At 48.5% G+C, this 19,859-nt stretch carries 32 protein-coding genes; 16 read left to right on the top strand and 16 right to left on the bottom strand.

What is annotated here, in order from left to right:
* The first annotated feature begins 130 nt into the window (after nt 1-130).
* Nucleotides 131-439, top strand: a complete 309-nt coding sequence (fliE, locus tag JK216_RS10790; RefSeq protein WP_212711792.1) for a flagellar hook-basal body complex protein FliE — start codon at nt 131-133, stop codon at nt 437-439.
* 26 nt (nt 440-465) lie between these two features.
* On the opposite strand, the gene JK216_RS10785 is transcribed toward fliE, so the two are convergent.
* From JK216_RS10785 to JK216_RS10720, 14 genes are all read right to left on the bottom strand, one after another.
* On the bottom strand, nt 466-1,758 hold the full coding sequence (locus JK216_RS10785) for a DUF3596 domain-containing protein (RefSeq protein WP_212711791.1): 1,293 nt from the start codon (nt 1,756-1,758) through the stop codon (nt 466-468).
* Nucleotides 1,759-1,768: 10 nt separating this feature from the next.
* Nucleotides 1,769-2,041, bottom strand: coding sequence for an excisionase family protein (gene xisR, locus JK216_RS10780; RefSeq protein ID WP_212709287.1), 273 nt, complete (start codon nt 2,039-2,041; stop codon nt 1,769-1,771).
* Between the two features lie 86 nt (nt 2,042-2,127).
* Nucleotides 2,128-2,343 carry a hypothetical protein gene (locus tag JK216_RS10775; RefSeq protein ID WP_212711790.1) on the bottom strand — a complete coding sequence of 72 codons (216 nt, stop codon included), beginning with the start codon at nt 2,341-2,343 and terminating at the stop codon, nt 2,128-2,130.
* 52 nt (nt 2,344-2,395) lie between these two features.
* Entirely contained in the window at nt 2,396-2,878 is a 483-nt protein-coding gene (locus tag JK216_RS10770; protein WP_212711789.1) for a hypothetical protein, read from the bottom strand.
* Between the two features lie 254 nt (nt 2,879-3,132).
* Nucleotides 3,133-3,447: a hypothetical protein gene (locus tag JK216_RS10765; RefSeq protein WP_212711788.1), complete on the bottom strand. Its 315-nt coding sequence runs from the start codon at nt 3,445-3,447 to the stop codon at nt 3,133-3,135.
* Between the two features lie 342 nt (nt 3,448-3,789).
* On the bottom strand, nt 3,790-4,122 hold the full coding sequence (locus JK216_RS10760) for a hypothetical protein (protein ID WP_212710656.1): 333 nt from the start codon (nt 4,120-4,122) through the stop codon (nt 3,790-3,792).
* A gap of 55 nt (nt 4,123-4,177) precedes the next feature.
* On the bottom strand, nt 4,178-4,645 hold the full coding sequence (locus tag JK216_RS10755) for a single-stranded DNA-binding protein (protein ID WP_212711787.1): 468 nt from the start codon (nt 4,643-4,645) through the stop codon (nt 4,178-4,180).
* Between the two features lie 13 nt (nt 4,646-4,658).
* Nucleotides 4,659-5,540 (bottom strand): RecT family recombinase, encoded by an 882-nt coding sequence (locus JK216_RS10750; RefSeq protein ID WP_212711786.1) that lies wholly within the window; start codon nt 5,538-5,540, stop codon nt 4,659-4,661.
* Nucleotides 5,537-6,355: a PD-(D/E)XK nuclease-like domain-containing protein gene (locus JK216_RS10745; protein ID WP_212711785.1), complete on the bottom strand. Its 819-nt coding sequence runs from the start codon at nt 6,353-6,355 to the stop codon at nt 5,537-5,539. Before JK216_RS10745 ends, JK216_RS10750 begins: the two co-directional genes overlap by 4 nt.
* Before the next feature lie 2 nt (nt 6,356-6,357).
* Nucleotides 6,358-6,618, bottom strand: coding sequence for a hypothetical protein (locus JK216_RS10740; protein ID WP_212710412.1), 261 nt, complete (start codon nt 6,616-6,618; stop codon nt 6,358-6,360).
* Nucleotides 6,608-6,808, bottom strand: a complete 201-nt coding sequence (locus tag JK216_RS10735) for a hypothetical protein (RefSeq protein ID WP_212711783.1) — start codon at nt 6,806-6,808, stop codon at nt 6,608-6,610. Before JK216_RS10735 ends, JK216_RS10740 begins: the two co-directional genes overlap by 11 nt.
* A gap of 112 nt (nt 6,809-6,920) precedes the next feature.
* On the bottom strand, nt 6,921-7,061 hold the full coding sequence (locus JK216_RS10730; protein ID WP_212710414.1) for a hypothetical protein: 141 nt from the start codon (nt 7,059-7,061) through the stop codon (nt 6,921-6,923).
* Between the two features lie 17 nt (nt 7,062-7,078).
* Complete coding sequence (locus tag JK216_RS10725; protein WP_212715380.1) at nt 7,079-8,089, bottom strand: hypothetical protein; 1,011 nt, start codon at nt 8,087-8,089, stop codon at nt 7,079-7,081.
* Nucleotides 8,090-9,221: 1,132 nt separating this feature from the next.
* Nucleotides 9,222-9,917 (bottom strand): helix-turn-helix transcriptional regulator, encoded by a 696-nt coding sequence (locus JK216_RS10720; protein ID WP_212711897.1) that lies wholly within the window; start codon nt 9,915-9,917, stop codon nt 9,222-9,224.
* 106 nt (nt 9,918-10,023) lie between these two features.
* On the opposite strand from JK216_RS10720, the gene JK216_RS10715 reads away from it, so the two are divergent.
* The 5 genes from JK216_RS10715 (at nt 10,024) to JK216_RS10695 (ending at nt 13,099) form a co-directional block, all read left to right on the top strand.
* On the top strand, nt 10,024-10,251 hold the full coding sequence (locus JK216_RS10715) for a helix-turn-helix domain-containing protein (RefSeq protein WP_212711896.1): 228 nt from the start codon (nt 10,024-10,026) through the stop codon (nt 10,249-10,251).
* A 116-nt stretch (nt 10,252-10,367) separates the two neighbouring features.
* Nucleotides 10,368-10,646: a CII family transcriptional regulator gene (locus tag JK216_RS10710; protein WP_212711895.1), complete on the top strand. Its 279-nt coding sequence runs from the start codon at nt 10,368-10,370 to the stop codon at nt 10,644-10,646.
* A gap of 34 nt (nt 10,647-10,680) precedes the next feature.
* Nucleotides 10,681-11,505: a DNA-binding protein gene (locus tag JK216_RS10705; RefSeq protein WP_212711894.1), complete on the top strand. Its 825-nt coding sequence runs from the start codon at nt 10,681-10,683 to the stop codon at nt 11,503-11,505.
* Nucleotides 11,499-12,410, top strand: coding sequence for a replication protein (locus tag JK216_RS10700; protein WP_212711901.1), 912 nt, complete (start codon nt 11,499-11,501; stop codon nt 12,408-12,410). Before JK216_RS10705 ends, JK216_RS10700 begins: the two co-directional genes overlap by 7 nt.
* A complete protein-coding gene (locus JK216_RS10695) occupies nt 12,407-13,099 on the top strand; it encodes a replication protein P (protein WP_212711893.1) in 693 nt (230 codons plus the stop codon). Before JK216_RS10700 ends, JK216_RS10695 begins: the two co-directional genes overlap by 4 nt.
* 30 nt (nt 13,100-13,129) lie before the next feature.
* Here the strand turns inward: JK216_RS10695 and JK216_RS10690 are convergent, their stop codons facing one another.
* Nucleotides 13,130-13,858, bottom strand: a complete 729-nt coding sequence (locus JK216_RS10690; RefSeq protein WP_212711892.1) for a DUF4145 domain-containing protein — start codon at nt 13,856-13,858, stop codon at nt 13,130-13,132.
* A 119-nt stretch (nt 13,859-13,977) separates the two neighbouring features.
* Here JK216_RS10690 and JK216_RS10685 point away from each other — a divergent pair, with 119 nt between their 5' ends.
* The 10 genes from JK216_RS10685 (at nt 13,978) to JK216_RS10640 (ending at nt 19,326) form a co-directional block, all read left to right on the top strand.
* Nucleotides 13,978-14,427 (top strand): DUF1367 family protein, encoded by a 450-nt coding sequence (locus JK216_RS10685; RefSeq protein WP_212711891.1) that lies wholly within the window; start codon nt 13,978-13,980, stop codon nt 14,425-14,427.
* A gap of 9 nt (nt 14,428-14,436) precedes the next feature.
* Complete coding sequence (locus tag JK216_RS10680; protein ID WP_212711890.1) at nt 14,437-14,979, top strand: phage N-6-adenine-methyltransferase; 543 nt, start codon at nt 14,437-14,439, stop codon at nt 14,977-14,979.
* 243 nt (nt 14,980-15,222) lie between these two features.
* Nucleotides 15,223-15,384 (top strand): hypothetical protein, encoded by a 162-nt coding sequence (locus JK216_RS10675; RefSeq protein ID WP_212709628.1) that lies wholly within the window; start codon nt 15,223-15,225, stop codon nt 15,382-15,384.
* Nucleotides 15,335-15,913, top strand: a complete 579-nt coding sequence (locus JK216_RS10670) for a recombination protein NinG (RefSeq protein ID WP_349290161.1) — start codon at nt 15,335-15,337, stop codon at nt 15,911-15,913. Before JK216_RS10675 ends, JK216_RS10670 begins: the two co-directional genes overlap by 50 nt.
* A gap of 329 nt (nt 15,914-16,242) precedes the next feature.
* Nucleotides 16,243-16,866, top strand: coding sequence for a hypothetical protein (locus tag JK216_RS10665; protein ID WP_212711889.1), 624 nt, complete (start codon nt 16,243-16,245; stop codon nt 16,864-16,866).
* Nucleotides 16,867-17,525: 659 nt separating this feature from the next.
* Complete coding sequence (locus JK216_RS10660) at nt 17,526-17,777, top strand: phage holin (RefSeq protein ID WP_087488942.1); 252 nt, start codon at nt 17,526-17,528, stop codon at nt 17,775-17,777.
* 8 nt (nt 17,778-17,785) lie between these two features.
* On the top strand, nt 17,786-18,265 hold the full coding sequence (locus JK216_RS10655) for a lysozyme (RefSeq protein WP_212711899.1): 480 nt from the start codon (nt 17,786-17,788) through the stop codon (nt 18,263-18,265).
* Nucleotides 18,262-18,738 (top strand): lysis protein, encoded by a 477-nt coding sequence (locus tag JK216_RS10650; RefSeq protein ID WP_212711888.1) that lies wholly within the window; start codon nt 18,262-18,264, stop codon nt 18,736-18,738. Before JK216_RS10655 ends, JK216_RS10650 begins: the two co-directional genes overlap by 4 nt.
* Nucleotides 18,739-18,760: 22 nt before the next feature.
* Nucleotides 18,761-18,997, top strand: a complete 237-nt coding sequence (locus tag JK216_RS10645; RefSeq protein ID WP_212711887.1) for a hypothetical protein — start codon at nt 18,761-18,763, stop codon at nt 18,995-18,997.
* A gap of 26 nt (nt 18,998-19,023) precedes the next feature.
* A complete protein-coding gene (locus JK216_RS10640; protein ID WP_212711886.1) occupies nt 19,024-19,326 on the top strand; it encodes a hypothetical protein in 303 nt (100 codons plus the stop codon).
* 53 nt (nt 19,327-19,379) lie between these two features.
* Here the strand turns inward: JK216_RS10640 and JK216_RS10635 are convergent, their stop codons facing one another.
* Nucleotides 19,380-19,829 carry a hypothetical protein gene (locus tag JK216_RS10635; protein WP_212711885.1) on the bottom strand — a complete coding sequence of 150 codons (450 nt, stop codon included), beginning with the start codon at nt 19,827-19,829 and terminating at the stop codon, nt 19,380-19,382.
* Nucleotides 19,830-19,859 lie beyond the last annotated feature (30 nt).

The following is a 19,859-nucleotide window of genomic DNA, read 5'->3' as shown; positions in this document are numbered from 1 at the left end:
TCCCGCATTATTTACCGGTTGACGGTGAATGATGGCGGAAATAATCGGCTTTTTAAGGGGTATATTCCCGCTTTATTATTTTGTGTCTGTTGTAGATTTTATTGACTGAAGGTTATTCGCAGGAAGATATATGTCATCATTAATTCAGCAAGTCTCCGCAGAGATGTCAGTAATGGCAGGGATTGCGGGCGGAAAAGAAAAAGCTGCAGAACAGGGCCAGTCATTCAGCGGTTTACTGCGGTCGGCATTAGGCAATATCAGCCAGCACTATAATCGCTCACAGTCTGACTCGGAAAAATTCGATGCCGGGGATAGTCATATTTCCCTTAATGACCTGATGCTGGAGATGCAAAAAGCCACAATATCTCTGCAAATGGGCGTTCAGGTAAGGAATAAACTGGTTAACGCTTATACGGACATTATGAATATGTCTGTGTGATGTGGTTAATATATTGTTTTTAAATATTAATTATTCATTGCTATTACTCCATGGGGCAGTGATGGGACAAAATCATTTAATTTTTCATTCAGGATAGCTCTCTGTGACTCATCATTATCTGGCATCCATGTCCCATAAACATTGTGTACCATCTGAGCATTTGTGTGGCCCATTTGGGATGCTATGAAGTTTGGGTTTGCTCCGGCAGCCAATGACCAGCATGCATATGTGTGTCTGGACTGGTATGCCTTTCTGTCTTTTATTCCCGCCAGTTTAAGTGCGGCTCTCCATGTCTGTGGGAGTGACTTAACACTGTAGTGATTTGCAGACTCTGATTTTGTTGCATTAATCTTTGGGCTAAAAACGAATGCCAGCACTTCAGTTTCCTTTTTCCCGTACTCTCTCTTTATTACTGAAACGGTACTTTCTGGCATCATTCGGGTTAACTCCATCTGGTCACGCAGAGATTCCCACGCGGCATCTATCAGAAATATTTTCCTGATACCGGCGTTGGTTTTCGGGACCGTAAAGTAGCCCTTTGATGTAAGATTCCTTCTTACTGAGATAGTCCTGTTCTTTGTATCGATATCCCCCCATGAAAGTGCGCATAACTCCCCATGACGCATTCCTGTGAAAACGGCCAGTGACCACAGGTTTTTCATTTGTCTGGTGCGCAATGAATCTATCATTCGGTAAAATTCATCCCTCGTTAGCGGGTCTGGTTTTACCTTGTCTTTCTTCAGGGGGGATACAGACAATGTAACGTTCCGGGATATGTACCCGCTTTCGTGTGCGAACTTCATAACTGACGACAGGAGTGTTATGCATCCGTTCACGAAGGGTACTGACCTTCCGTTTCTTTCGTGGTTTAAGTATCTCCCGGAAAAGAATTTACCTTTAAGCAGTCGTGAGCGAAGGGTAAGAATGTCCTCTACTGTGACTGAATCAAGCATTCTTGAGCCGGAAAGATAACTGAGAATGGTTCTGCAAATGTTCTGGTAAACAGAGTGGGTTGATGCGGCCACTTCTGTTTCTTTTATTGCCAGCCACTTAGACAGAGCTTCATTGAGGGTGATCGGAGCCTGAACAGAAAAGAACTTATGCAGGTTAACCGATGCCGGGAACATACTGGCATAGTCAAACGTCCCCGTTTTTATTCCATAGATTACTGTTTCACGTAGCTTTGCTGCCTGATTTCTGTTTTTGGCGTTGTCAGGAACGGATAGCTTTTCCCGAACTCTGACTCCCTTGTACATAAAACTGATACGCAGATATCCGCCATGGCTTTCTACTCCCGGCGGATATTTCCTCTCTGACATATTTCCTCTCTTAAGCCTTAAAGGCTGATTTCACTTTTGTTCCAAATCCGTTTGGTTGCTTCCTTATCTGGGACTCAATCCATTTTTCAATTGCCTCCGTGTTATACATACACTCGCTTGTTTCAAGCGGCGCTCCTTCCGGGGATACGTGCAAGTATTCGCGTCCCAGCAACCAGGATTTCTCCCGGGCCCGCCTGATCGTTCCTGGCTTCAGGCCGGTGGTCAAGGTTAACACTTCTTTGGTTACCCACTTAGCGGGCTTGAGTAAAACAACCTGACTCATAGCATTCTCCTTTACCCAACCCGCAGGCACGACGATGCCGCCGGTGACCGGTGCGGGGATAGGGTGGTGTGATTTAGTGGGTGGGGTTAGTGACGTTTAAACTTCGCGGCATGTTCATGCTTCTCTGCATCTTCGCGGCATTCAGGGCAGCAGTAATTGGATTTCGGTAACGATGCTGTTCCGCAGTCACCGTTCAGACAAATTGCTGAGAATGGCTTAGGCAGAGGCCGGTTAGCCATGGCCACCTGTAGCTGCTGATGTTCCAGTTCTGATGCCTGGTCAAGTGGGTCGGCGTGGGTCATAGCGATTTCCTTTGGGCAATAAAAAACCCGCCGGAGCGGGTGGTCATGTTAATCAAGCGCGGTACATTTCTTTGTCGGACATTAAGTATCCAACCCCTCTCTTCCAGAGGAAACATATATGATCAAAGTCATCAATGCCATAGCTGGCATCCATTTCAAAGGTAGGCATATCTTTCAATCTCATTTCTTCAACTATCTGATATGAAAGATAATTAACAAAGTATGCCTTTAAGTCTTTGATTTGAGCTTTATCCAACTTATGTTTTCTTGATACAGACAGTATTCTGAATGCGGCAGAGTCGATGGCATAAACCAAATCTGCCGCATTATTAAAGCTACGAAGCCATTTATCTTGAATGTTTTTATATGAGTTTGCTCTAGAAGCTAAAGCAATCAACCTATCCGTCAACTTATCTAATTCTGCTTGTTTATTATTTTCTGATTGCTGCCTATATGTGATAGCTGCAACTGCAACGCTACCAAATGAAGCAATAGCCGAAGCAATGGCGGCCCATTCATTAGCCCCGAGGCTCATTTTTCCTTCCTCTGACCAATCGGGTCGCTGCCACACGGAAACGGCAACGCGACATTAATTCTCTCGCGCTCTTCTTCGGGCTTGGCCGAAATATTGAATGACATAATCATCCCTCCTGAGCCGATATTACATCGTTCGGCTGACTTAGCGACATAAAAGCTCAACCTCCATGATGTGGCGAGACTGCGATGTTGAGCTGTGGATCAGCAATTGTGTTTTTAGGCATCGAAGCAGCCTCGGTGAGCGGCATTAGGTTAAGATACTGGTTTTATATCAAGAAAATTCACCCATTCTTTGACCCTTTCAATATCTTCTTCTTTTTCAGATAGATACATATAAATTTCGTCGCCTATTTTTAGCGCGCGCAAGGCGATGTCCGAATCTCGCTCAGGGGCTACGAATTGAATAGGATAAGTTTTATCTAAATTTTCCTCATTAAATAGTAATGAAGAATCCCTTATGTAATGCCCCGTGGCGTCTAGGCTAGTGATGGGAATGCTCTTACTTATTGTACTAACTGCTATTTTGGAATTTGAGAAGTCCACTATGTTATAAAAAAAATCTGCCATTGCCATAATCCTTAACTTAAAGTGAATATAATTTTTGCCACTTGGCCGATTACTTGGCAATTCTATTATTGTGTCATCTGATTTCTTTTAACTTCTCCACACAATAACTCTGCAGCCGGCCGCCGCGTATGAAGTCTGTCAATGATAGTCTGGCATTGTGTTTCGGTGGGGTAGACTGTTTCAGTGAGGGGAGTTGCCTGGTTACCGGAGATAATGAGGATGACGTATCCGGCGAGTATCATCATTTCCTCCTGTACGCATCCCACAGAGCAATGCGGAACGCTATTCGCTTAATGTAAGCAGGGTACCAGCCCCTGATTATCAGCATGCTTGTTCTCTGGATCATCGCACCACCAAAAGGGCGCTTTGCTTCAGGTTTTCGAGCCATGTTTTATCCATTGCAGCGAGTCTCATGCTGATATTAAAACGGCCCTGACGATAAAGCCATGCCATTGAACCCATGCAGTGCGATTCTTTGCCACTATGCTGATACTGGCCATTATCATCTTCATGGCCTGAGAGTGTTTTGTGGCACAGAAACGGCGCCATATCATCAGCAAGAAGGCCTGATTTAATGTCCGCCAGCCTCCCGGGCCTTAGTGTGTGAGATATCGACTGCGGAGAGTCCAAAAATGGACAGTTACTGCATGGTCTGGTTAATGCGATTGCTTTCATCTTCTTCACGTTCCCCTCCAATAAGTAACCCTCCGGATAGGGAGGGTGATTTTATTCAGAATGGTGGCTCATCGTCCCTTTGGTGGCCTGATTGTGGCTGGCCCCATCCTTGCTGCGGGATACCGGACTGCTGGCCGCTGTTCTGGCTACCCTGATTCCCTCCCGATCCACCTTGTCGGCCACCAAGCATCTGCATTGTGCCGCCGACATTCACGACCACTTCCGTTGTGTACCGGTCCTGTCCACCCTGGTCCTGCCATTTGCGGGTTTTAAGCTGGCCCTCGATATAGACCTGCGATCCCTTACGCAGGTATTCCCCGGCGACCTCTGCCAATTTTCCGAACAGCACCACACGATGCCATTCCGTAACTTCCTTGTTCTCGCCTGTCTGCTTATCCCGCCAGCTCTCCGATGTTGCCAGCGTGATGTTGGTTACCGCCCCTCCATTGGGCAAATACCGCACTTCAGGGGCCTGCCCCAAATTCCCGACGAGTATTACTTTGTTGACGCCTTTGCTTGCCATTTAGCGCTCCCTGTTATGCCGCGTTCTGACTGAGTTCATCGGTGCGTAGGCCATAAATGTCGGTGGCCACATCCAGTAATTCCTGTGTGCCGGCCAGTGCCCGGGCTGCATAGCGGTAGGCTTTATCCAGGTCGGCAGGCGATGCGGCCTTGGTGGCTGCTTCTTTAAACGCTTCGAGGATTTCATCAGGACTTCGCTCATCAGTATGATGTTGGACAGTATTAGCCTGCTGTTCCGGTTTCTGGTTGATCAGGTTGTTCAGGTCACCCGAGGTACGCACCGGCGTGATATCCCGCTCAGTCCGCTTAGTCGGTTCAAATTCATCTGGAGTGTAAACACCAAGGATCACGTCCGGACAGTACAGCCGGGCCCAATATTTAACAGCGAGATAAGCAAGCTGCTGCTTGGGTGCTGTTTTCCATAACGGTGAGTTGCGGGTGGTGACGAACTCAAAATTCAGCCATTCTCCCCAGGTGACCTCCGTTTCGCCGCGAAGCACCGCACCCACACGGACACACAATCCTTTCTCTGTATCCGAGTTCTTCTCACCGGGACGGAAGTTATCCCAGTTTCCGGAATACTCATATTTGAAACGACCCTGAACAGCGGTAGAGCTGGTGATCACCGCATTGACCAGTTGCGCCTCATAACCCAAAGTACCGTTTACAAGGTGCGTCTTCTGTGCAACCGCGTAAGGGTTCATCCCCCATTGTGCTGCCTGTAACGCGATTGCCAGGCAGTCCGCAGGCTTGCCGGATAGATGAGTTGGTACGGTAGCCTTACCTTGCGCCATGACCTCAGCAAAGGCCTGTAACTTCTGTAATCCGCTAGGACTGAAAATAGCGGCTTTAGTATCAGCTTCATTAGCCGGTGCTTGTGCGATTTCGTGACTCATAGGGAATCTCTCCTTCTGGCCCATTCGGGCCGTGCAAGACGTTCAACACCGCCCCAATTACCGGTAGCGATGCATTCGTGATAGGTGGTCAGGTTTTTCCGGAACTCGTTATATCCGGCCTCGACATCCTGTGATTCGAGTTCAAACACCCTGACCGGGTATCGGCCGCAATTGATGGTTTCACTGACGGCGATGAAGACGAACAGGGGATATTCGCCAAATTCTTTCAGGTAACCCTCCCGATACATGGCATCCTGTACGTGGTACCGGAATTCTTCGACGTGACGGCTGAATCGGTCCATGTCAGCGACCTTTTTTACGTCAGCGATTACCGGCTGCGCTTTGAGAAACTTGTCCGGCCTGATCCGGCACAGTTCTTCGGTTTCGTCATCCCGCCAGTAAATTGAGCTTTCGCAGAATCCGTCTGCCTCCAGCAACCAACGGGCACCGGTGTGGGCCATGGCACTGTCTCGCATGAGTTTCAGCTTCCTGTCATCGTCATGAGTGATTGGTGTGATACCCGTCCGCTTGCATCGCTCCAGAAATTGTTGCTCTTCTTCGCGCCCTGCGACAGTCCGACGATTGACCTCCGGACCTATCTCAAAACGTTTGCTAAACTCTTCTGGTTCCAATAGCAGGCAGTGCAGAGCAGTACCCATATCGAGTGCCGCTGTCTTTTCTTCATCAACCGGTGCGAGCTTGCGCCACTGGTAAATTGCCGGACTGATAGCAATATCATCCAGCTGTGACTTACTGACACCCGCGCCGGTGTGGTAGTCATGGTTGGAAATGTCGTGATAGATACCTGGTTCCATGATTAGCTCCATTCGGCTTTTGCTTTATCCAGACAGATGCGATCAATGAACTCGGCGTAAGCGTCCTGTGCGTCATCGCTGGCCAGCAGGAATGCATAGGCCGGATTAGCCGCGGCGAACAGTTCGATGTCGTCAGGGAATAGGGCGGACAACTCTTCAGCCCGTTCCCGCACCGCTTCGTCATAATTCAATTCGGCGTAGTGCCGATCCCATCGTTGGGCTTCGATACTTTCGGCAACTGCAAATGTCGGCTCACGCAGCATGGTTCACCTCCAGAAGCGAATTCACATACTCAACCAGTACGTTAAAATCCATCTGGCCACAGAGTTCCGTTTGCTGCTCCGAGGTCAGGCCATCGAGCGCGCAATCCTCAAGAGATACGCTGACCTTCCCAGGCCTCATTGCTCCGCGCATCTGTACGTCTGAGCATTCGATTTTCAGGTTCAGACTCATTTCGACCTCCGGAAATCTCTGACCATGTCTAAATAACCAGCCGGTGTATTCGGATAGAAGTGAACCGACCCGCTGAATGCGATTACCAGCTCTGGGCCCTGAATGATGTACCTCATGCGAAAGCCTCCGGCCCCGGACGGGCAGCATCATTGACGAATTTCTGAATGCGATCCAGCTGGGTAGTGGTGAATGATTTAACGTGGTTTAACAGGTTGGTAGCAGCGCCAATGACGCCGCCGATGGTGGTAGCCATTAGCGATACTCCGTTGGTTAGTAGTTGATGGTTACTGCTGGTACCTGACCTTTAGCGATTGCTTTGATGCAGGCTTTTGCACAGTCCTCGGTCAGGCCGGATTCGACCAGTGCAGATACTGCTGCGAGATTGATATTGCGACGATGCTCGGTATCTCTGGCCCGGCGGTCGGCTTCATCTTTGATGCGTTTTTCTTCAGCCAGTCGAGCCTGCTCGACCTGAGCGGCTTTGCGGCGTTCGGCCTCGATAGCTTCCCGCTTATCACGCTCAGCCTTTTCACGGGCTTCACGCGCCTGACGCTCAGCCAGTTGCTGGGCTTCGATACGCTGCTGCTCGGCACGTTGCTCTGCGGCGATACGCTCCTGTTTTTCCTTTTCGGCTGCGGCTTGTAGCTCACGCTCCCGGCGCTCGGCTTCTTCGCGGTCACGCTTGGCTTTTTCCTCAGCCTCACGCTTCACACGCTCTTCAGCTTCACGGGCGATGCGCTGCTCATGCTCAATGCGTTGCTGCTCTGCCAACCGTGCGGCTTCGGCGCGGTCACGGTCATGCTTGTCATTCATCAGCAGGGCGATTTCATGATCGGACTCGAATTTCTCAGCTGCTGCTTTATCGAATGCGTTGTTCATTTCCAGCGCTTCAGCATGGGCGGCGGCCATTGCTTCCTCTGCCTTGATTCGCTCCTGCTCGGCTTCCCAATCGGTCACCGGCTGACGGATTTCGATAGCCAGTTCATCAAGTGCCTCGCGAATCTTCCGGCGACTGGCATCAACCAGGGCAGGGCGCTTTTTCATTTCAGCGACCAGCGTCTTACCGGCATCATCAATCGCTACTTTTGAGCTGCGAACGGTGGCTGCCATGCTGATGTAGGCTTTACGCCCCTTAGCGGTATTTATGTCACCAACCACTGACTTTGCCTTGGCGCGGATTTCTTCAATCAGCCGGTCGGTATAATCACCGCTGATAAACGCCGCTTCCAGTTCGCCGGCCGTCTTTGGCAGGGCATACAACTGCAACTCTGTGCTTTCCATAATCCTCTCCTGAATGTGGTCATATAACCGCCCACTCAGTGAATGGACGCTTGTATAACAGGCATAAAAAAAGCAGCTCAAAGGCTGCTGTTGGGGTATATATTGAATGTGTGGTGTAGGGCTTTTACAATTTAACAAGGTTAGGGTTTATGATTTTATCTGAAGCGATAACTACTTTGAAAAAGTTAGGTCATGGAGAGCTATGGTTTAGCTCTATGGGGGATATTATATATTCCCCTTCACGATGGAGATCCCCTCACATTCTCACGAGAAATGGATTTATCGTCGCCTCATCAATTAATAGCGCAAATCAGTGGGATCTTGTAGGAAGCTTTAGGTCGTGCTGCGTTAATGAGCAATGTACAGCGCCTTATATGGCTCGACTAATCGATGATGAAGTAATGTTCAACATAGTAATAAAATCCCTTTAAGCTAAAGGAATAGAACGACCGCGCGACTTCTGCCGGCCGGTGCATGTAATCCGGTCACCTTTGGTGCGGTGTCCGGCTGAGTAAATTGCGACATCTGGCATACAAATAGCCTCGCATGTTACTTCTCTGTTTCTCAGGCTTAGCGTCCCGTAGGCTGCCTTGCTTACTCTTTGGGAGCAGCCTGCCATCCCTTCTTCAATCTTCCGTTCAAGCCGCTCCTGAGCCTCTACAGCCTTACGATGATTGGCTGCGCGCAATGCTCTGTATCGCTGTCTTGCGTTCATAATCTTCTCCAGGTAAATGTTTTGGTGGTATGGTGGCCGGTGCTGGTTTCTTCCGGCTTGCAAAGGGGTAATTGTCCAGGTCTTACCGAGCATGCACCTTGACCTTACTTAGTTACGCATCAGCCTACGCATTCACCACACCCCAAAACACTCTCGTGTCTGGCCTACCTGCACCAGGTAGGAATCTTGTTGTTAAATAGCAGCCTGACTTCTTGTCCGGCGCGGTAGGCAGTCCGTTTACCGCATCGATGTTTCGTTTCGATGTGCTTATTTAAAACTATGGTTGTTTTCATGTCAACAACAATGGTTGTTTATTTTTGTTGTTTTTAAATTGGGAGGTTTTATTGGGTTGTTTTTTCTGGAGATCCGGGCGAAAAAAAATCCGCACATTGGCGGATTTTGTAAGCGATGCTTCGCTTAGATGATGACGGAGTACCAGAATACCCTGCCGATGACTTCGATTTCACTCGCATCGACTTCCTGATCGACAAACTCATCTTTGTTGAAGCTACGAATGCTAATTTTATTATTAGGCATTTTGTATAGCTGTTTAATCCGCTTTAGCCCGCCGTGATTGATGGCGTACAGCTTGCCATCAATGATCTTTTTGTTGTTTGTATCAACTGCCACTGTTGTGCCGTCAGGCATAACGGGTTCCATGCTATTGCCGGTGGCGGGGAAGCAAAGAACTCCAGAACCATCGGTATTCGCTCCAACCCTCCGTAGGGTTGACTTGGAAAACCGAAGCATAAAGCCATTGTGATCATCTGATCCGTAAGTTCCGTCACCGCACGCGAATTCTATATCCTTTAAAAAATGCACTTCTACTTCATCATCCTCAACAGGGGTATGACTATCCCAAGGTGACAACTTACCCCATTTACTTTCATCAGGAACTGACTCGCCGCCCCTGTCCTCACCAGTGGCCAGCCAGATTGATGGCACTCCCAATGCTTCCGCAATTTGGCTTGTATATGAGGATGACGTTGCCAGACCCTTCTCAAGCTTCTGTATTGCGGCTTGGGATATGCCGACTATCTCACCTAATGCCTTCTGGGATAGGCCTTTATTTTTCCGCGACTCGCGCAGTCTTTCTGCAAAAGTAGTTTTCATATTAAGAACCTACAACGTAGGTTGTTCATGTTCAAACGAATATAGTTGTTGCAAGCAAAACAACTAAAGTTTTATAATGACAACCATATTCACAATGGAGGTTGTTATGAACAACGTAATTAAAGCCGCCATTGACCACGTAGGCTCCCAAAAGAAACTTGGTGATGCCTGTGGGGTTACTCAACAAGCGGTAGGTAAGTGGTTGAGCGGTAAAGCAAAGGTATCCCCTGAGAAGGTCCCTTTAATCGTCAAAGCCACTAAAGGTCTGGTCAAGAACTATGAGATCCGTCCAGACATGCCTCACTTGTTCAGAAAGCCACGGTCAGCGGCATAAGCAAAAATAGAATCATCGCTCTTTAACAGTCTGCTCGGCTACCTGGTGCAGGAAGCCAAATCCTCAAGTGACAGCACTCGCTGATCACTCAACTAAACACACAAGGATATTAAGCAATGGAAACAGCAACCACACGCAACAAGGCCCGCGCAATTGAAAGCAAGTTATTGAACAAAATTGCTTTAGTTGGCCTGAGCAACGTAGCAAAGGCTATCGGCGTTGATAAATCACAGGTATCGCGCTGGAAAGCCAGCTTCATTCCGAAGATGTCACTGCTTCTCGCGGTTCTGGAGTGGGGAGTGGATGACGAACAGATTAACGAGCTGGCCCAGCGACTGCGGGTATTACTCACAAATGAAAAGACCCCAAAGAACGGCGAATTCTTTGAGGCCTGATAGCGAATTACTGGATCAATTCACAGGAGTTATTATGTCTACACTTTATCAGCTTTACAAGCACAAAGAGAAAAACGGTACCGGCACGTCAGTTAACAAAACTTACGTGGTACCGCTGTCTGAACTGTACGTCGAACCTGGCTTTAACGTCCGCGAAATCGATCAGGAACATGTTGCCGAATTCCGGGATGCGTTCATTGCCGGTGAATACCTGCCTCCGCTGGCCGTTCAGGTCACAGAGAAAGGTATAAAGATTCTGGATGGTCACCATCGCTACTATGGGGCGCTGGCCGCTGCGGAAGCAGGGCACCCGATCCTGCGCATTGAGTGTAAGGACTTCGTCGGGTCTGATGCTGATCGTATCGCATTCATGGTCACATCATCCCAGGGTAAGCCGCTGACACCTATTGAGCGTGGCTCTGCGTATCTGCGGATGATTAACCAGGGCTGGGAGCCGGCAGAGATTGCCAGAAAGGTTAAACGGTCAGTATCGGACGTTAACCTGCATCTGGATCTGGTCCGTTGTGGCACTGAGCTGCTCGACATGGTTCGTTCTGGCGAGGTCGCGGCAACAACTGCGGTGGCGTTATCCCGTGAACACGGTCCGCATGCGACATCTGTTGCAGTCGGGCAACTGGATAAGGCTAAGGCTGCGGGGAAGAAGAAAATAACCCGTGCTGACGCTATGCCGCTATTCAGTGCATCGAAAGCCAGACGAGTGCTGGAGCTTCTTGTTGACTCATATCTCGAAAGATATCCGGATGCAGATCACCTGATACTGTCCGCTGATACATACGAAGAAATTACACGCATCCTGGAAGAATACAGAGCCGGCATCCGGCAGGGAGTTACATCATGAACCTTGCGGAGGTGATCAGCTTTCCAAAGAAAACTGAAAATACGGGAGGTCACATGGCTGACCTGTCCAACGGGTATACCAAGACTGCTAACGAAATACAGCGTTTAAAGCCACGACTGAGAATATCAGGCCGAGAATGGCAGTGTTTTGAAGCAGTGATATGGCTTACCTACGGATGGAATAAAAAACAGGACAGGGTAACGAATACAGTGATCGCCGAGCTGACCGGCCTGAGTGATACCCACGTATCGGACGCTATCAAATCTCTGGCAGAGCGGAAAATTATCTTTAGCCAGAAACAGGGAATGATGAAAATTGTGGGTGTAAATACCGAAATTTCAGCATGGATTTTGGATAAACCAGAAACGGGAAGAAAAATCCCGAAAACGGGAAAATCCTTCCCGAAAACGGGTAAAAGGTTCCCGGAAACGGTAGACACCCAATACAAGAACAAGAACAGTAATAAAAACCTTACGTCCGAGAATTCTGACGAATCCTCTGACAAGTCCCTTAAAAATATTCCTGCTCTCCGTCTGGGGGCTGCAATCCAGAGTGGCAACAAATGGGGATCGGAAGAAGACCTTCGGGCTGCTGAATGGCTCTTTGGCAAAGTGCAGGAAATATTCCCATCGGCGAAGAAACCAAACTACGCCACCTGGGCTAACGACATCCGGCTCATGCGGGAACGGGATAATCGAACCCACAAAGAAATCTGCCAGTTATTCAAGTGGGCCTGTCAGGACAGTTTCTGGCAGGGCAACATCCTTTGCCCTGACAAGCTCAGAGACAAATGGGACCAGCTGGCGATTAAGCGTGGCAAGCAGCAGGCAGGCGCACCGGCATCCGGTGGCAGGCCGAATCTGGACTTTGACAACAACGACTGGGCGGAGGGGCTAGAGCTATGAGAAATCTGGTTAACGCGGTGAATAACCGTGATGGGCGGGCGCTATCGGCAATGGCTCCTCCTGAAAAGCCTAAGCAGCAGATTACCCAGCAGGCAGTGAGCGTGTTCAACGAACTGTTCCGACAGCTGAAAGCAGCTTTTCCGGCCCTGATGGTATCCATCAAAACGCAGGAAGACCTGAACGAATTACGCAGGCAATGGGTGCTTTCGTTTGCCGAAAACGGGATTCACAGTATCGAGCAAGTTAACGCCGGGATGAAGGTTGCCCGCAAACAGGAAATTCCCTTCTTGCCATCGCCGGGGCAGTTTGTCGCCTGGTGCAATCAGGAGGAATCACTGGCCGCCGGAATTCCTGACGAAGAGCAGCTTTACGAAATGTTCCGTCTGTACTGTCGCGATCGGGGCATCATGGGTGGCTGCGATAACTACCCTTGGGAAAGCCCGGCATGCTTTCACATCATCACCGCAGTATATGGACAGATGCAGTCTTTCAACCTAGCTGACTCAGAGTGCCGGAAGCGACTGACGGACGAAACCAGAAAGATTTCGCGCCGCATCAAGGCTGGCGAAGTCCTTCCGGAACCTCGCAAGCAGATACCCCAGTTGCACATACCGTCGAAGCCTGATGTCGCAAAGTCGCACATTGCAGAGATTCGGGCTCGGTTTGGACTCAGGAAATGTAATACCTAAAAAAGCTAACAAACAGAGATAGCTTGATTGCTATTTAATTATTCCCTTATTTGTATTTATATTGCTAACCAAAGCTTTCAAACTACTTTCTGGTTCATATAATTCATCGAGTAAATGAGAAACTATACGGTATGCGGATTTTATATGGTTATCTTCAAGCGGAATAGATGAATGGCTTCCTTCATTGCCAATCCATTTAATAGCAATCATTGCCTTTTCTAAAGGTGCAAAAACACTATTGCTTTTTTTAGCTAACTCAATCCGTGAGTGTAAATTTTTAGCTTTTGGGATGTTAAAGCTATCCAGGAGAATCTCAATAGATACCCTAATTCTATTAGCTGCGGATGAACACGATATTGGAGCAATGTAAAATGACTCAATCAATGTGTTTTTTACAAGCTCTGGGCATAGTTTTGGTATCTTTATATATTCGAGTGGTGGCGTGAAAAACTGTGGGCGTATTTCCATCTCATATTTTAAATCAGGACATCCCAAATCATCATATACTACATCAGTGATAACGTAATAACTTTTCCCTGTGCAAAAAACAGGATGTTCGCACATGTTGCATTTTAATGGGATAGAAAATATGCCTTCGTATTCTTCTAATTGCCACCCATCACTTTTTGCATGATTAATGAGAGACGATGAGCTTTCTTTGTATTTTATTTCACCCCACTGATACGATAGTCTTCCATGCTCACATGATGGGCATGCATAAGTAATCCCACTATTTTCAATTATAGATGTTATGTTCATTTATTTATTCCTCAATGTCTAAAATACATTATCAGTGGTGTTCAAAAAAGATGTTGATAACTTAATAATCTCTTAAATTAAGTTATATACCAGAAACTATGAGATAAAAGGATAAAATATTGCAGTTCGACCTGGTGAAACACTCAGGCGGCGTATTCTCTCCTGCAAATGACACTGATCTCGAACGACTCCAGCGCTTCAAAACCGGTGAAACCTACACCGCCGAAATCAAACTTACCCGTAACCCAGCTTTTCACCGCAAGGTAATGGCCTTCTTTGGCTTTTGCTTCGATCACTGGTGCGCCAATCGTGCCGGCCTGGAGCATATGGACGAACACAGCCAGTTTGACCGGTTCCGGAAAGATCTGACGATACTGGCTGGTTTCTATGTCCAGACAGTCCGGTTAAACGGTGACGTCCGGACAGAAGCGAAAAGCCTGGCGTTCGCCAGTATGGACCAGGAGAAATTCGAGAGGGTGTACAGCGCACTGATTAACGCCGCCATCAAACACATATTCTCGGGGACCAAAGACCCGAACATCCTAAACAGGCTGTATGCCTTTTTCTGAGGAAGTCTCATGACAGATAAATCCAACACACCGGCAGAGCACAAAGATACCTGGCAGACCCCTCCGGAGATCTTTCGCGCTCTCAATGCTGAATTTCAGTTTCAGCTCGATGCCGCCGCCAGCCCGCATAACGCATTTTGCCGTAAGTTCATCACAGCTGAACAGGATACGCTCCGGACTGAGTGGGGTGACTACGTTGATAATCACGGCTATGCCTGGATGAACCCGCCGTACAGTGCGCCTCTGCCGTTCGTTGAAAAGGCTGCGCAGGAGAAAGAACTTAACCATGTTGGCTGCGTGATGCTGTTGCCGGCCGATACATCGGTGGGCTGGTTCAAAGAAGCAGTCAGAACTGCGAGTGAAATCCGGCTGATCACCGGCGGTCGCCTGGCGTTTATCTCCTCGCAGACTGGTGAGCCGGTCGGCGGTAATAACAAAGGGTCACTCCTGATTATCTGGCACCCGTGGCCGACAGGTTCGTGTCAGTTCAAAACGGTTGAACGGGATCAGCTCATGGACTTTGGCAAACGGCTTATGGTGAGGTCAGCATGACACCATACCGACAAAAGATACTCGACCTATTCGAGGACGGCCGCTGGTTAACCAACGGTGAAATAGTCGCAGCAACAGGGTTTCATGCCAGCAAAGTAAACCAGGACCTCCGGTGGTTGATTGATAACGACAAAATTCAGTTCAAAACCGATCCTGCACGGGCGTGGGCCAATGTTTACCGGAAAAGCACAATGCCATCGGTTGGGCGTATAAAGCTGCTGGATAGTTACCTCAGGGGGTGTCATGCAAACTGACTGCACAGCCTGCGGCTTCCCGGCCACTGATAACCAGCTCTGTGATACCTGTGGTGAGCTTTACAGCGCAAAGAGTCCGAACTTTTACGACCTGGGAGGTGATGATGGTCAGGCAGAAGAAGCCGAAACCAAAAACTTGCCGCCACTGTAAATCAAAATTCTTCCCCCGCACCACCACCCAGATAGTCTGCTCACCATCCTGCGCAATCCAATACAGCAAGCACCAATCAGCGAAACAGGCTGAGCGGCAGGCTATTGCCGATCGGAAAGCGCACCGGGAGCGAAAAGCAGACCTGAAGCCATTGAGCCACTGGATGAACATGACTCAGCGGGCGTTTAACGACTTCATCAGGGCGCGGGACGGGGAGGTTTGTATCAGTTGCGGCAGTCGCTCGGCGGTCAGTTATCACGCCGGGCACTATCGGACTACGGCAAAGGCCAGTCAGCTTCGGTTCAACGAGGACAACTGTAATAGCCAATGTTCAGCCTGTAATACCCATCACTCCGGAAATATCGGTCCGTACCGTCTCAATCTGATAGCCAAAATCGGCACTGAGCGGGTCGAGGCGCTCGAAAACAACAATGAGCCACACCGATACACCAGAGAAGAGCTGGAAGCCATCAGGGCGCGTTACAGGAAGAAAACCAGAGAGCTGATTAAACAGCGGGAGGAAGTATGAAAATTCAGTATGTCGGCGAAGGCCAATTACCTCGAATTTGGATTACAGGACCTTTCTGGCAGTTAAGCAAAGCCAAAAAGGTTGCTGATGCAGGTTTATTTTCCGCTCCGGTCCGGTCATGGATTTCTCTCGGTCTGACATTCCAGATAACGATAATTGGAAAGAGTACGCATGTTCTTCGGGCATACAAAGCGATCACAAAGGAGATGGATAAGTTATGACCTGGCTAACCCGATTACTCAACCACTTCACCCCGATCACTCCGACAGTCCAGTACAAAACCCCACACAGTTATCCGGCCCAGCCTGGAAAGAAACGGAGAAGAAAACATGCGAATTGAGCACGACTACCGGTTAGTGGTAAAGATATCTTCTGTCCGGTCCGCCGCCGATATGCGCCGCCTGTTCGGCAACGGCTGGAAAACCATAAACGAATCGCAGCGGGGGTGGATAAGACACATGCTTAACCTGTGGGGACAGCACCTCGGCAATGAGGAATATGAACGGGGTCAGGTGAGCGTCATTGGCCGACTGATGATGCGTTGTGAGTGGAGCGAGCAGAAGGGCAGGCAGATAGAAAAAGTTGTGTCTCAGCTCTACTGCGGAGGTCTGCGCGGCGATGAACTTTACCGCAAGGCACGCGACCTGATAGTCCCTCAGTCATCCGCAGCCAACATCATCTCTCTCGCCAAAGAATCCGATGATGCTGACTTTGTAGAGCGCGTAATGACAAAGACATTCGGACGGGATAACCCGATCCGGTCTGTAGCCAGATTACGGTACTGTAAGTGCAAAAGCTCGCAAGACATTCAGCGGTCGCTGTCTTATCTGTCCGGTACCACTCCAAAGGAGTCACGCAACAGGTTAGAATGGGCTGAAAATATCCTTGAAGGAGAAATGTTTTATGCTGCACAGCGTGAAATGAGGAAAGAAATTCCACAAATTGCAGCATAAAGCACGAATAGCTAAATTGATTGGGCAAGCGGTCAGGTATATTTACTGTAAGCTCGGAGCGTAAAAGCGAACAGAGCAAGCCAACATTAAGCCTCGCCTAACCCGCGGGGCTTTTTTCGTTTGTTTCGGTAGTAGTGGCAATTTGAACCAGTAAACTGATGTATTCATCACTTTCAATATGGTTCAAAACGTCCATTGCCATATAAGTCCTTATGATGTTAAAAATCCTTTTATCTCCTCCCTTTTTTAATATGCTCTGTTGGACCCGATATATATCTTTATAGAGTATTTCTTGAAATAGAGGTGAAGTACACAGCGTGTTTAGGGAAGGGTTTGGAGTAAACTTGCACCAATCACTCTTGCTAATCTTCAGAAGTGACTGGCCGCAATGGGAGAACACGACATAGTCTTCATTGGCGTGGTTTTTAGTGTTGATGGTCCTGACTGACACAGGGAAATCATTTTCTGCTAAATACATAAAATCGCCTCAGTATATTAACCACCAACAATATAACCCGTATTTACGGTTTTTTTATGTCCAAATTTCACCCTCTGCCAATCGACGACCCGTTAAAACACCCTCTCTGACTGTAGCGTTAACGGCACAGGGTGAATCCCTACACACAGCACCGAGCTTTTCTCAAGCAAAGGTGGAACCCATGAAGATAAATATCATGCCCGACAAAATTGCATCGGCAGCAAGCTATTGCGTGTCCGGCACACTTGTCTGCGGAGGTAGCGTGGCCCAATGGATCAATGACCTCGACTGGAACAAGATAGCCGTTATCAGCGGGATCATCGTAGGTGTCGCAACACTACTGGTGAATGCCTGGTACAAAAGCCAGACGCTGAAAGCCTATAAAGACTCGATTGCCCGGGGAATCCCCAGCGCACCGCCAGAAGGTGACTGACCATGGCCATATCACCTTCACTCCGAAAGAAGCTGATTACGGCCGCCGGTGGAGGTGTTATTGCCATTGCATCGGTATTTTTACCGGCGTTGGAGAATACAGAGTACATCCCATACCGGGACGGTGGCGGGGTATGGACAGTATGCACCGGGCATACCGGTCCTGATGTTATTCCTGGGCATCGATACACTGATGCGCAATGCGATGCGTTCCTGAAAGCTGACCTCAGGACGGCAAACAATGCCGTAACCCGAAATGTAAAAGTCCCGATGAATGAAATGCAGGAAGCCGCTCTGACCAGTTTCGTGTTTAACGTGGGGGCCGGTAATTTCTCCCGGTCATCGTTACTGCGTGAGCTCAACGCCGGTCATTATACCGAGGCCTGTAACTCGCTCACCCGCTGGGTGTATATTGGCCGGACTAAATCCACTGGCCTGATGAACCGCCGGCAGGTTGAGCGTGAAGTCTGCATGTGGGGGGCTCAATGATTTGGCTACTCGCAAACTGGCGTTATGTGCTGATCACTTTGCTGGCCGGAATCCTTCTCAGCGTTGTAAGCCTGATGAATCACTACCGGCATTCAGCGAATGAGTGGAAAGCAACGTCACAGCAGCAATCATCCCTGGCCGACTCCCGGCTGAAAACTATCAACACGATGCAGGCACAGCAGAAAGCTGTCTCTGACATCGACAACCAGTATCAGAAAACCATAAAGGCGAAAGACGATGAAATCAGCTCTCTGCGCAACAGCGTTGACTCTGGTGCTGTCCGGCTGCGCGTCAAAGCACTATGTCCAGCAGGAGTGTTCAAAACCGGTACCGCCTCCGGCAGCGTTAATGCAGCCAGCGCCGAACTCGATCCAGACGCTCGACAAAATTATTACACCCTCCGCAGCCAACTGAACCAGGCCACTGCACAGATTAACGGCCTGCAGGCTTATATCAGGGAAATCACCAAATAAAATTCATAAGGAGTACTTATTAATGAGTGAAGCAAAGCCGCAAGACGGCACCACAGTTAAAGGTTACCGGACTTTATCGGAGGGTGATATTCAGGTCATGAACCGACTGAAAGATGTGAGTCGCCACTTCCTGAACCTTCTTGATACCGCAAAAGAAACGGGAGCCGATCCTCGCTGGATTGCCATGGCTAAAACAGAAATGCAAAAAGCCTGCATGTTCGCTTGTCGTTCTGTCGCAAAGCCTGACGACGACTGCTGACTGCCGGCCTGACAGAGGCAACGACAATGAAATTCATCCAGTGGCTAATCAGCCTGTTTAACAGAGAGAAAGAGAAAATGACCGAACCAGTAATTGATGCCGCAGTAGCAGGACAACCAGTCGCAGTGAGTTCAGTAGCATCACAGCCAGAAGTTGTGCAGCCTGCAGCGGTTGACCCTGCAGAAAATTCAGGTGCCGGCATTGTAGCAACTGTAGAACGTGACCTCGGCCAGTTCTACGACATCGTTAAAGAGCTAACCGAACGATTCGGCGCTGAATACAAAGAGCTGGCTATCGACTTCGCTAAAGCTGTCAGCGTGAAAAAGTAATCAGAACAGAGGCCATCACTGCGGTGGCCTCGATTGTGATTATTTAAATATTTTTAATCCAAATTTTTTGCTGTTATTAAGTCTAAGTCATAAAGTCTTTGTAGGATGTTATCTAAAATTTCCTTTGCTCTATCAGGGAATATCAGTTCAAACCCTACATCGTTTGGTTCCGGAACGTGATTAAGGTGAGCCCTACCTTCAACACTGAAAAAAACCTTGATGACCTCTATTTCAGGCTCATTACTGATAACGAAACTTATTTCTTGGAATGGTTCGTGATCTGAAAATACCAGTCGATTTTTACATATTAGCTTGAGGTTAAAAGGAGGGAAAAGGATGTACTTTTCCTGAGTCTCATTCACAACACTGATTGCTTCAGATGGTACTGATAAGTCAGTTAGGTAACTATTGATGAAGGTGAGTAAATCCTGTGATTTCATCGTTAAAGTTACATTGTGATTCTTAACTGTCCTCAAATATTTATCTAAGAAAGTAATTGTCATAATAATTCCTCTGTAATTATGTGGGTAAAT

Source organism: Tatumella sp. JGM94 (assembly GCF_018257595.1).
Classification (GTDB): domain Bacteria; phylum Pseudomonadota; class Gammaproteobacteria; order Enterobacterales; family Enterobacteriaceae; genus Tatumella; species Tatumella punctata.
Note: the sequence above shows the minus strand (reverse complement) of the source record. Positions and strands in the feature narration are given on the sequence as shown.

Coding starts and splice junctions, on each gene's coding strand:
- fliE (WP_212711792.1), top strand. CDS start 131: ATGTCATCATTAATTCAGCAAGTCTCCGCAGAGATGTCAGTAATGGCA.
- JK216_RS10785 (WP_212711791.1), bottom strand. CDS start 1,758: ATGTCAGAGAGGAAATATCCGCCGGGAGTAGAAAGCCATGGCGGATAT.
- xisR (WP_212709287.1), bottom strand. CDS start 2,041: ATGAGTCAGGTTGTTTTACTCAAGCCCGCTAAGTGGGTAACCAAAGAA.
- JK216_RS10775 (WP_212711790.1), bottom strand. CDS start 2,343: ATGACCCACGCCGACCCACTTGACCAGGCATCAGAACTGGAACATCAG.
- JK216_RS10770 (WP_212711789.1), bottom strand. CDS start 2,878: ATGAGCCTCGGGGCTAATGAATGGGCCGCCATTGCTTCGGCTATTGCT.
- JK216_RS10765 (WP_212711788.1), bottom strand. CDS start 3,447: ATGGCAGATTTTTTTTATAACATAGTGGACTTCTCAAATTCCAAAATA.
- JK216_RS10760 (WP_212710656.1), bottom strand. CDS start 4,122: ATGAAAGCAATCGCATTAACCAGACCATGCAGTAACTGTCCATTTTTG.
- JK216_RS10755 (WP_212711787.1), bottom strand. CDS start 4,645: ATGGCAAGCAAAGGCGTCAACAAAGTAATACTCGTCGGGAATTTGGGG.
- JK216_RS10750 (WP_212711786.1), bottom strand. CDS start 5,540: ATGAGTCACGAAATCGCACAAGCACCGGCTAATGAAGCTGATACTAAA.
- JK216_RS10745 (WP_212711785.1), bottom strand. CDS start 6,355: ATGGAACCAGGTATCTATCACGACATTTCCAACCATGACTACCACACC.
- JK216_RS10740 (WP_212710412.1), bottom strand. CDS start 6,618: ATGCTGCGTGAGCCGACATTTGCAGTTGCCGAAAGTATCGAAGCCCAA.
- JK216_RS10735 (WP_212711783.1), bottom strand. CDS start 6,808: ATGAGTCTGAACCTGAAAATCGAATGCTCAGACGTACAGATGCGCGGA.
- JK216_RS10730 (WP_212710414.1), bottom strand. CDS start 7,061: ATGGCTACCACCATCGGCGGCGTCATTGGCGCTGCTACCAACCTGTTA.
- JK216_RS10725 (WP_212715380.1), bottom strand. CDS start 8,089: ATGGAAAGCACAGAGTTGCAGTTGTATGCCCTGCCAAAGACGGCCGGC.
- JK216_RS10720 (WP_212711897.1), bottom strand. CDS start 9,917: ATGAAAACTACTTTTGCAGAAAGACTGCGCGAGTCGCGGAAAAATAAA.
- JK216_RS10715 (WP_212711896.1), top strand. CDS start 10,024: ATGAACAACGTAATTAAAGCCGCCATTGACCACGTAGGCTCCCAAAAG.
- JK216_RS10710 (WP_212711895.1), top strand. CDS start 10,368: ATGGAAACAGCAACCACACGCAACAAGGCCCGCGCAATTGAAAGCAAG.
- JK216_RS10705 (WP_212711894.1), top strand. CDS start 10,681: ATGTCTACACTTTATCAGCTTTACAAGCACAAAGAGAAAAACGGTACC.
- JK216_RS10695 (WP_212711893.1), top strand. CDS start 12,407: ATGAGAAATCTGGTTAACGCGGTGAATAACCGTGATGGGCGGGCGCTA.
- JK216_RS10690 (WP_212711892.1), bottom strand. CDS start 13,858: ATGAACATAACATCTATAATTGAAAATAGTGGGATTACTTATGCATGC.
- JK216_RS10680 (WP_212711890.1), top strand. CDS start 14,437: ATGACAGATAAATCCAACACACCGGCAGAGCACAAAGATACCTGGCAG.
- JK216_RS10675 (WP_212709628.1), top strand. CDS start 15,223: ATGCAAACTGACTGCACAGCCTGCGGCTTCCCGGCCACTGATAACCAG.
- JK216_RS10670 (WP_349290161.1), top strand. CDS start 15,335: ATGATGGTCAGGCAGAAGAAGCCGAAACCAAAAACTTGCCGCCACTGT.
- JK216_RS10665 (WP_212711889.1), top strand. CDS start 16,243: ATGCGAATTGAGCACGACTACCGGTTAGTGGTAAAGATATCTTCTGTC.
- JK216_RS10660 (WP_087488942.1), top strand. CDS start 17,526: ATGAAGATAAATATCATGCCCGACAAAATTGCATCGGCAGCAAGCTAT.
- JK216_RS10650 (WP_212711888.1), top strand. CDS start 18,262: ATGATTTGGCTACTCGCAAACTGGCGTTATGTGCTGATCACTTTGCTG.
- JK216_RS10645 (WP_212711887.1), top strand. CDS start 18,761: ATGAGTGAAGCAAAGCCGCAAGACGGCACCACAGTTAAAGGTTACCGG.
- JK216_RS10640 (WP_212711886.1), top strand. CDS start 19,024: ATGAAATTCATCCAGTGGCTAATCAGCCTGTTTAACAGAGAGAAAGAG.
- JK216_RS10635 (WP_212711885.1), bottom strand. CDS start 19,829: ATGACAATTACTTTCTTAGATAAATATTTGAGGACAGTTAAGAATCAC.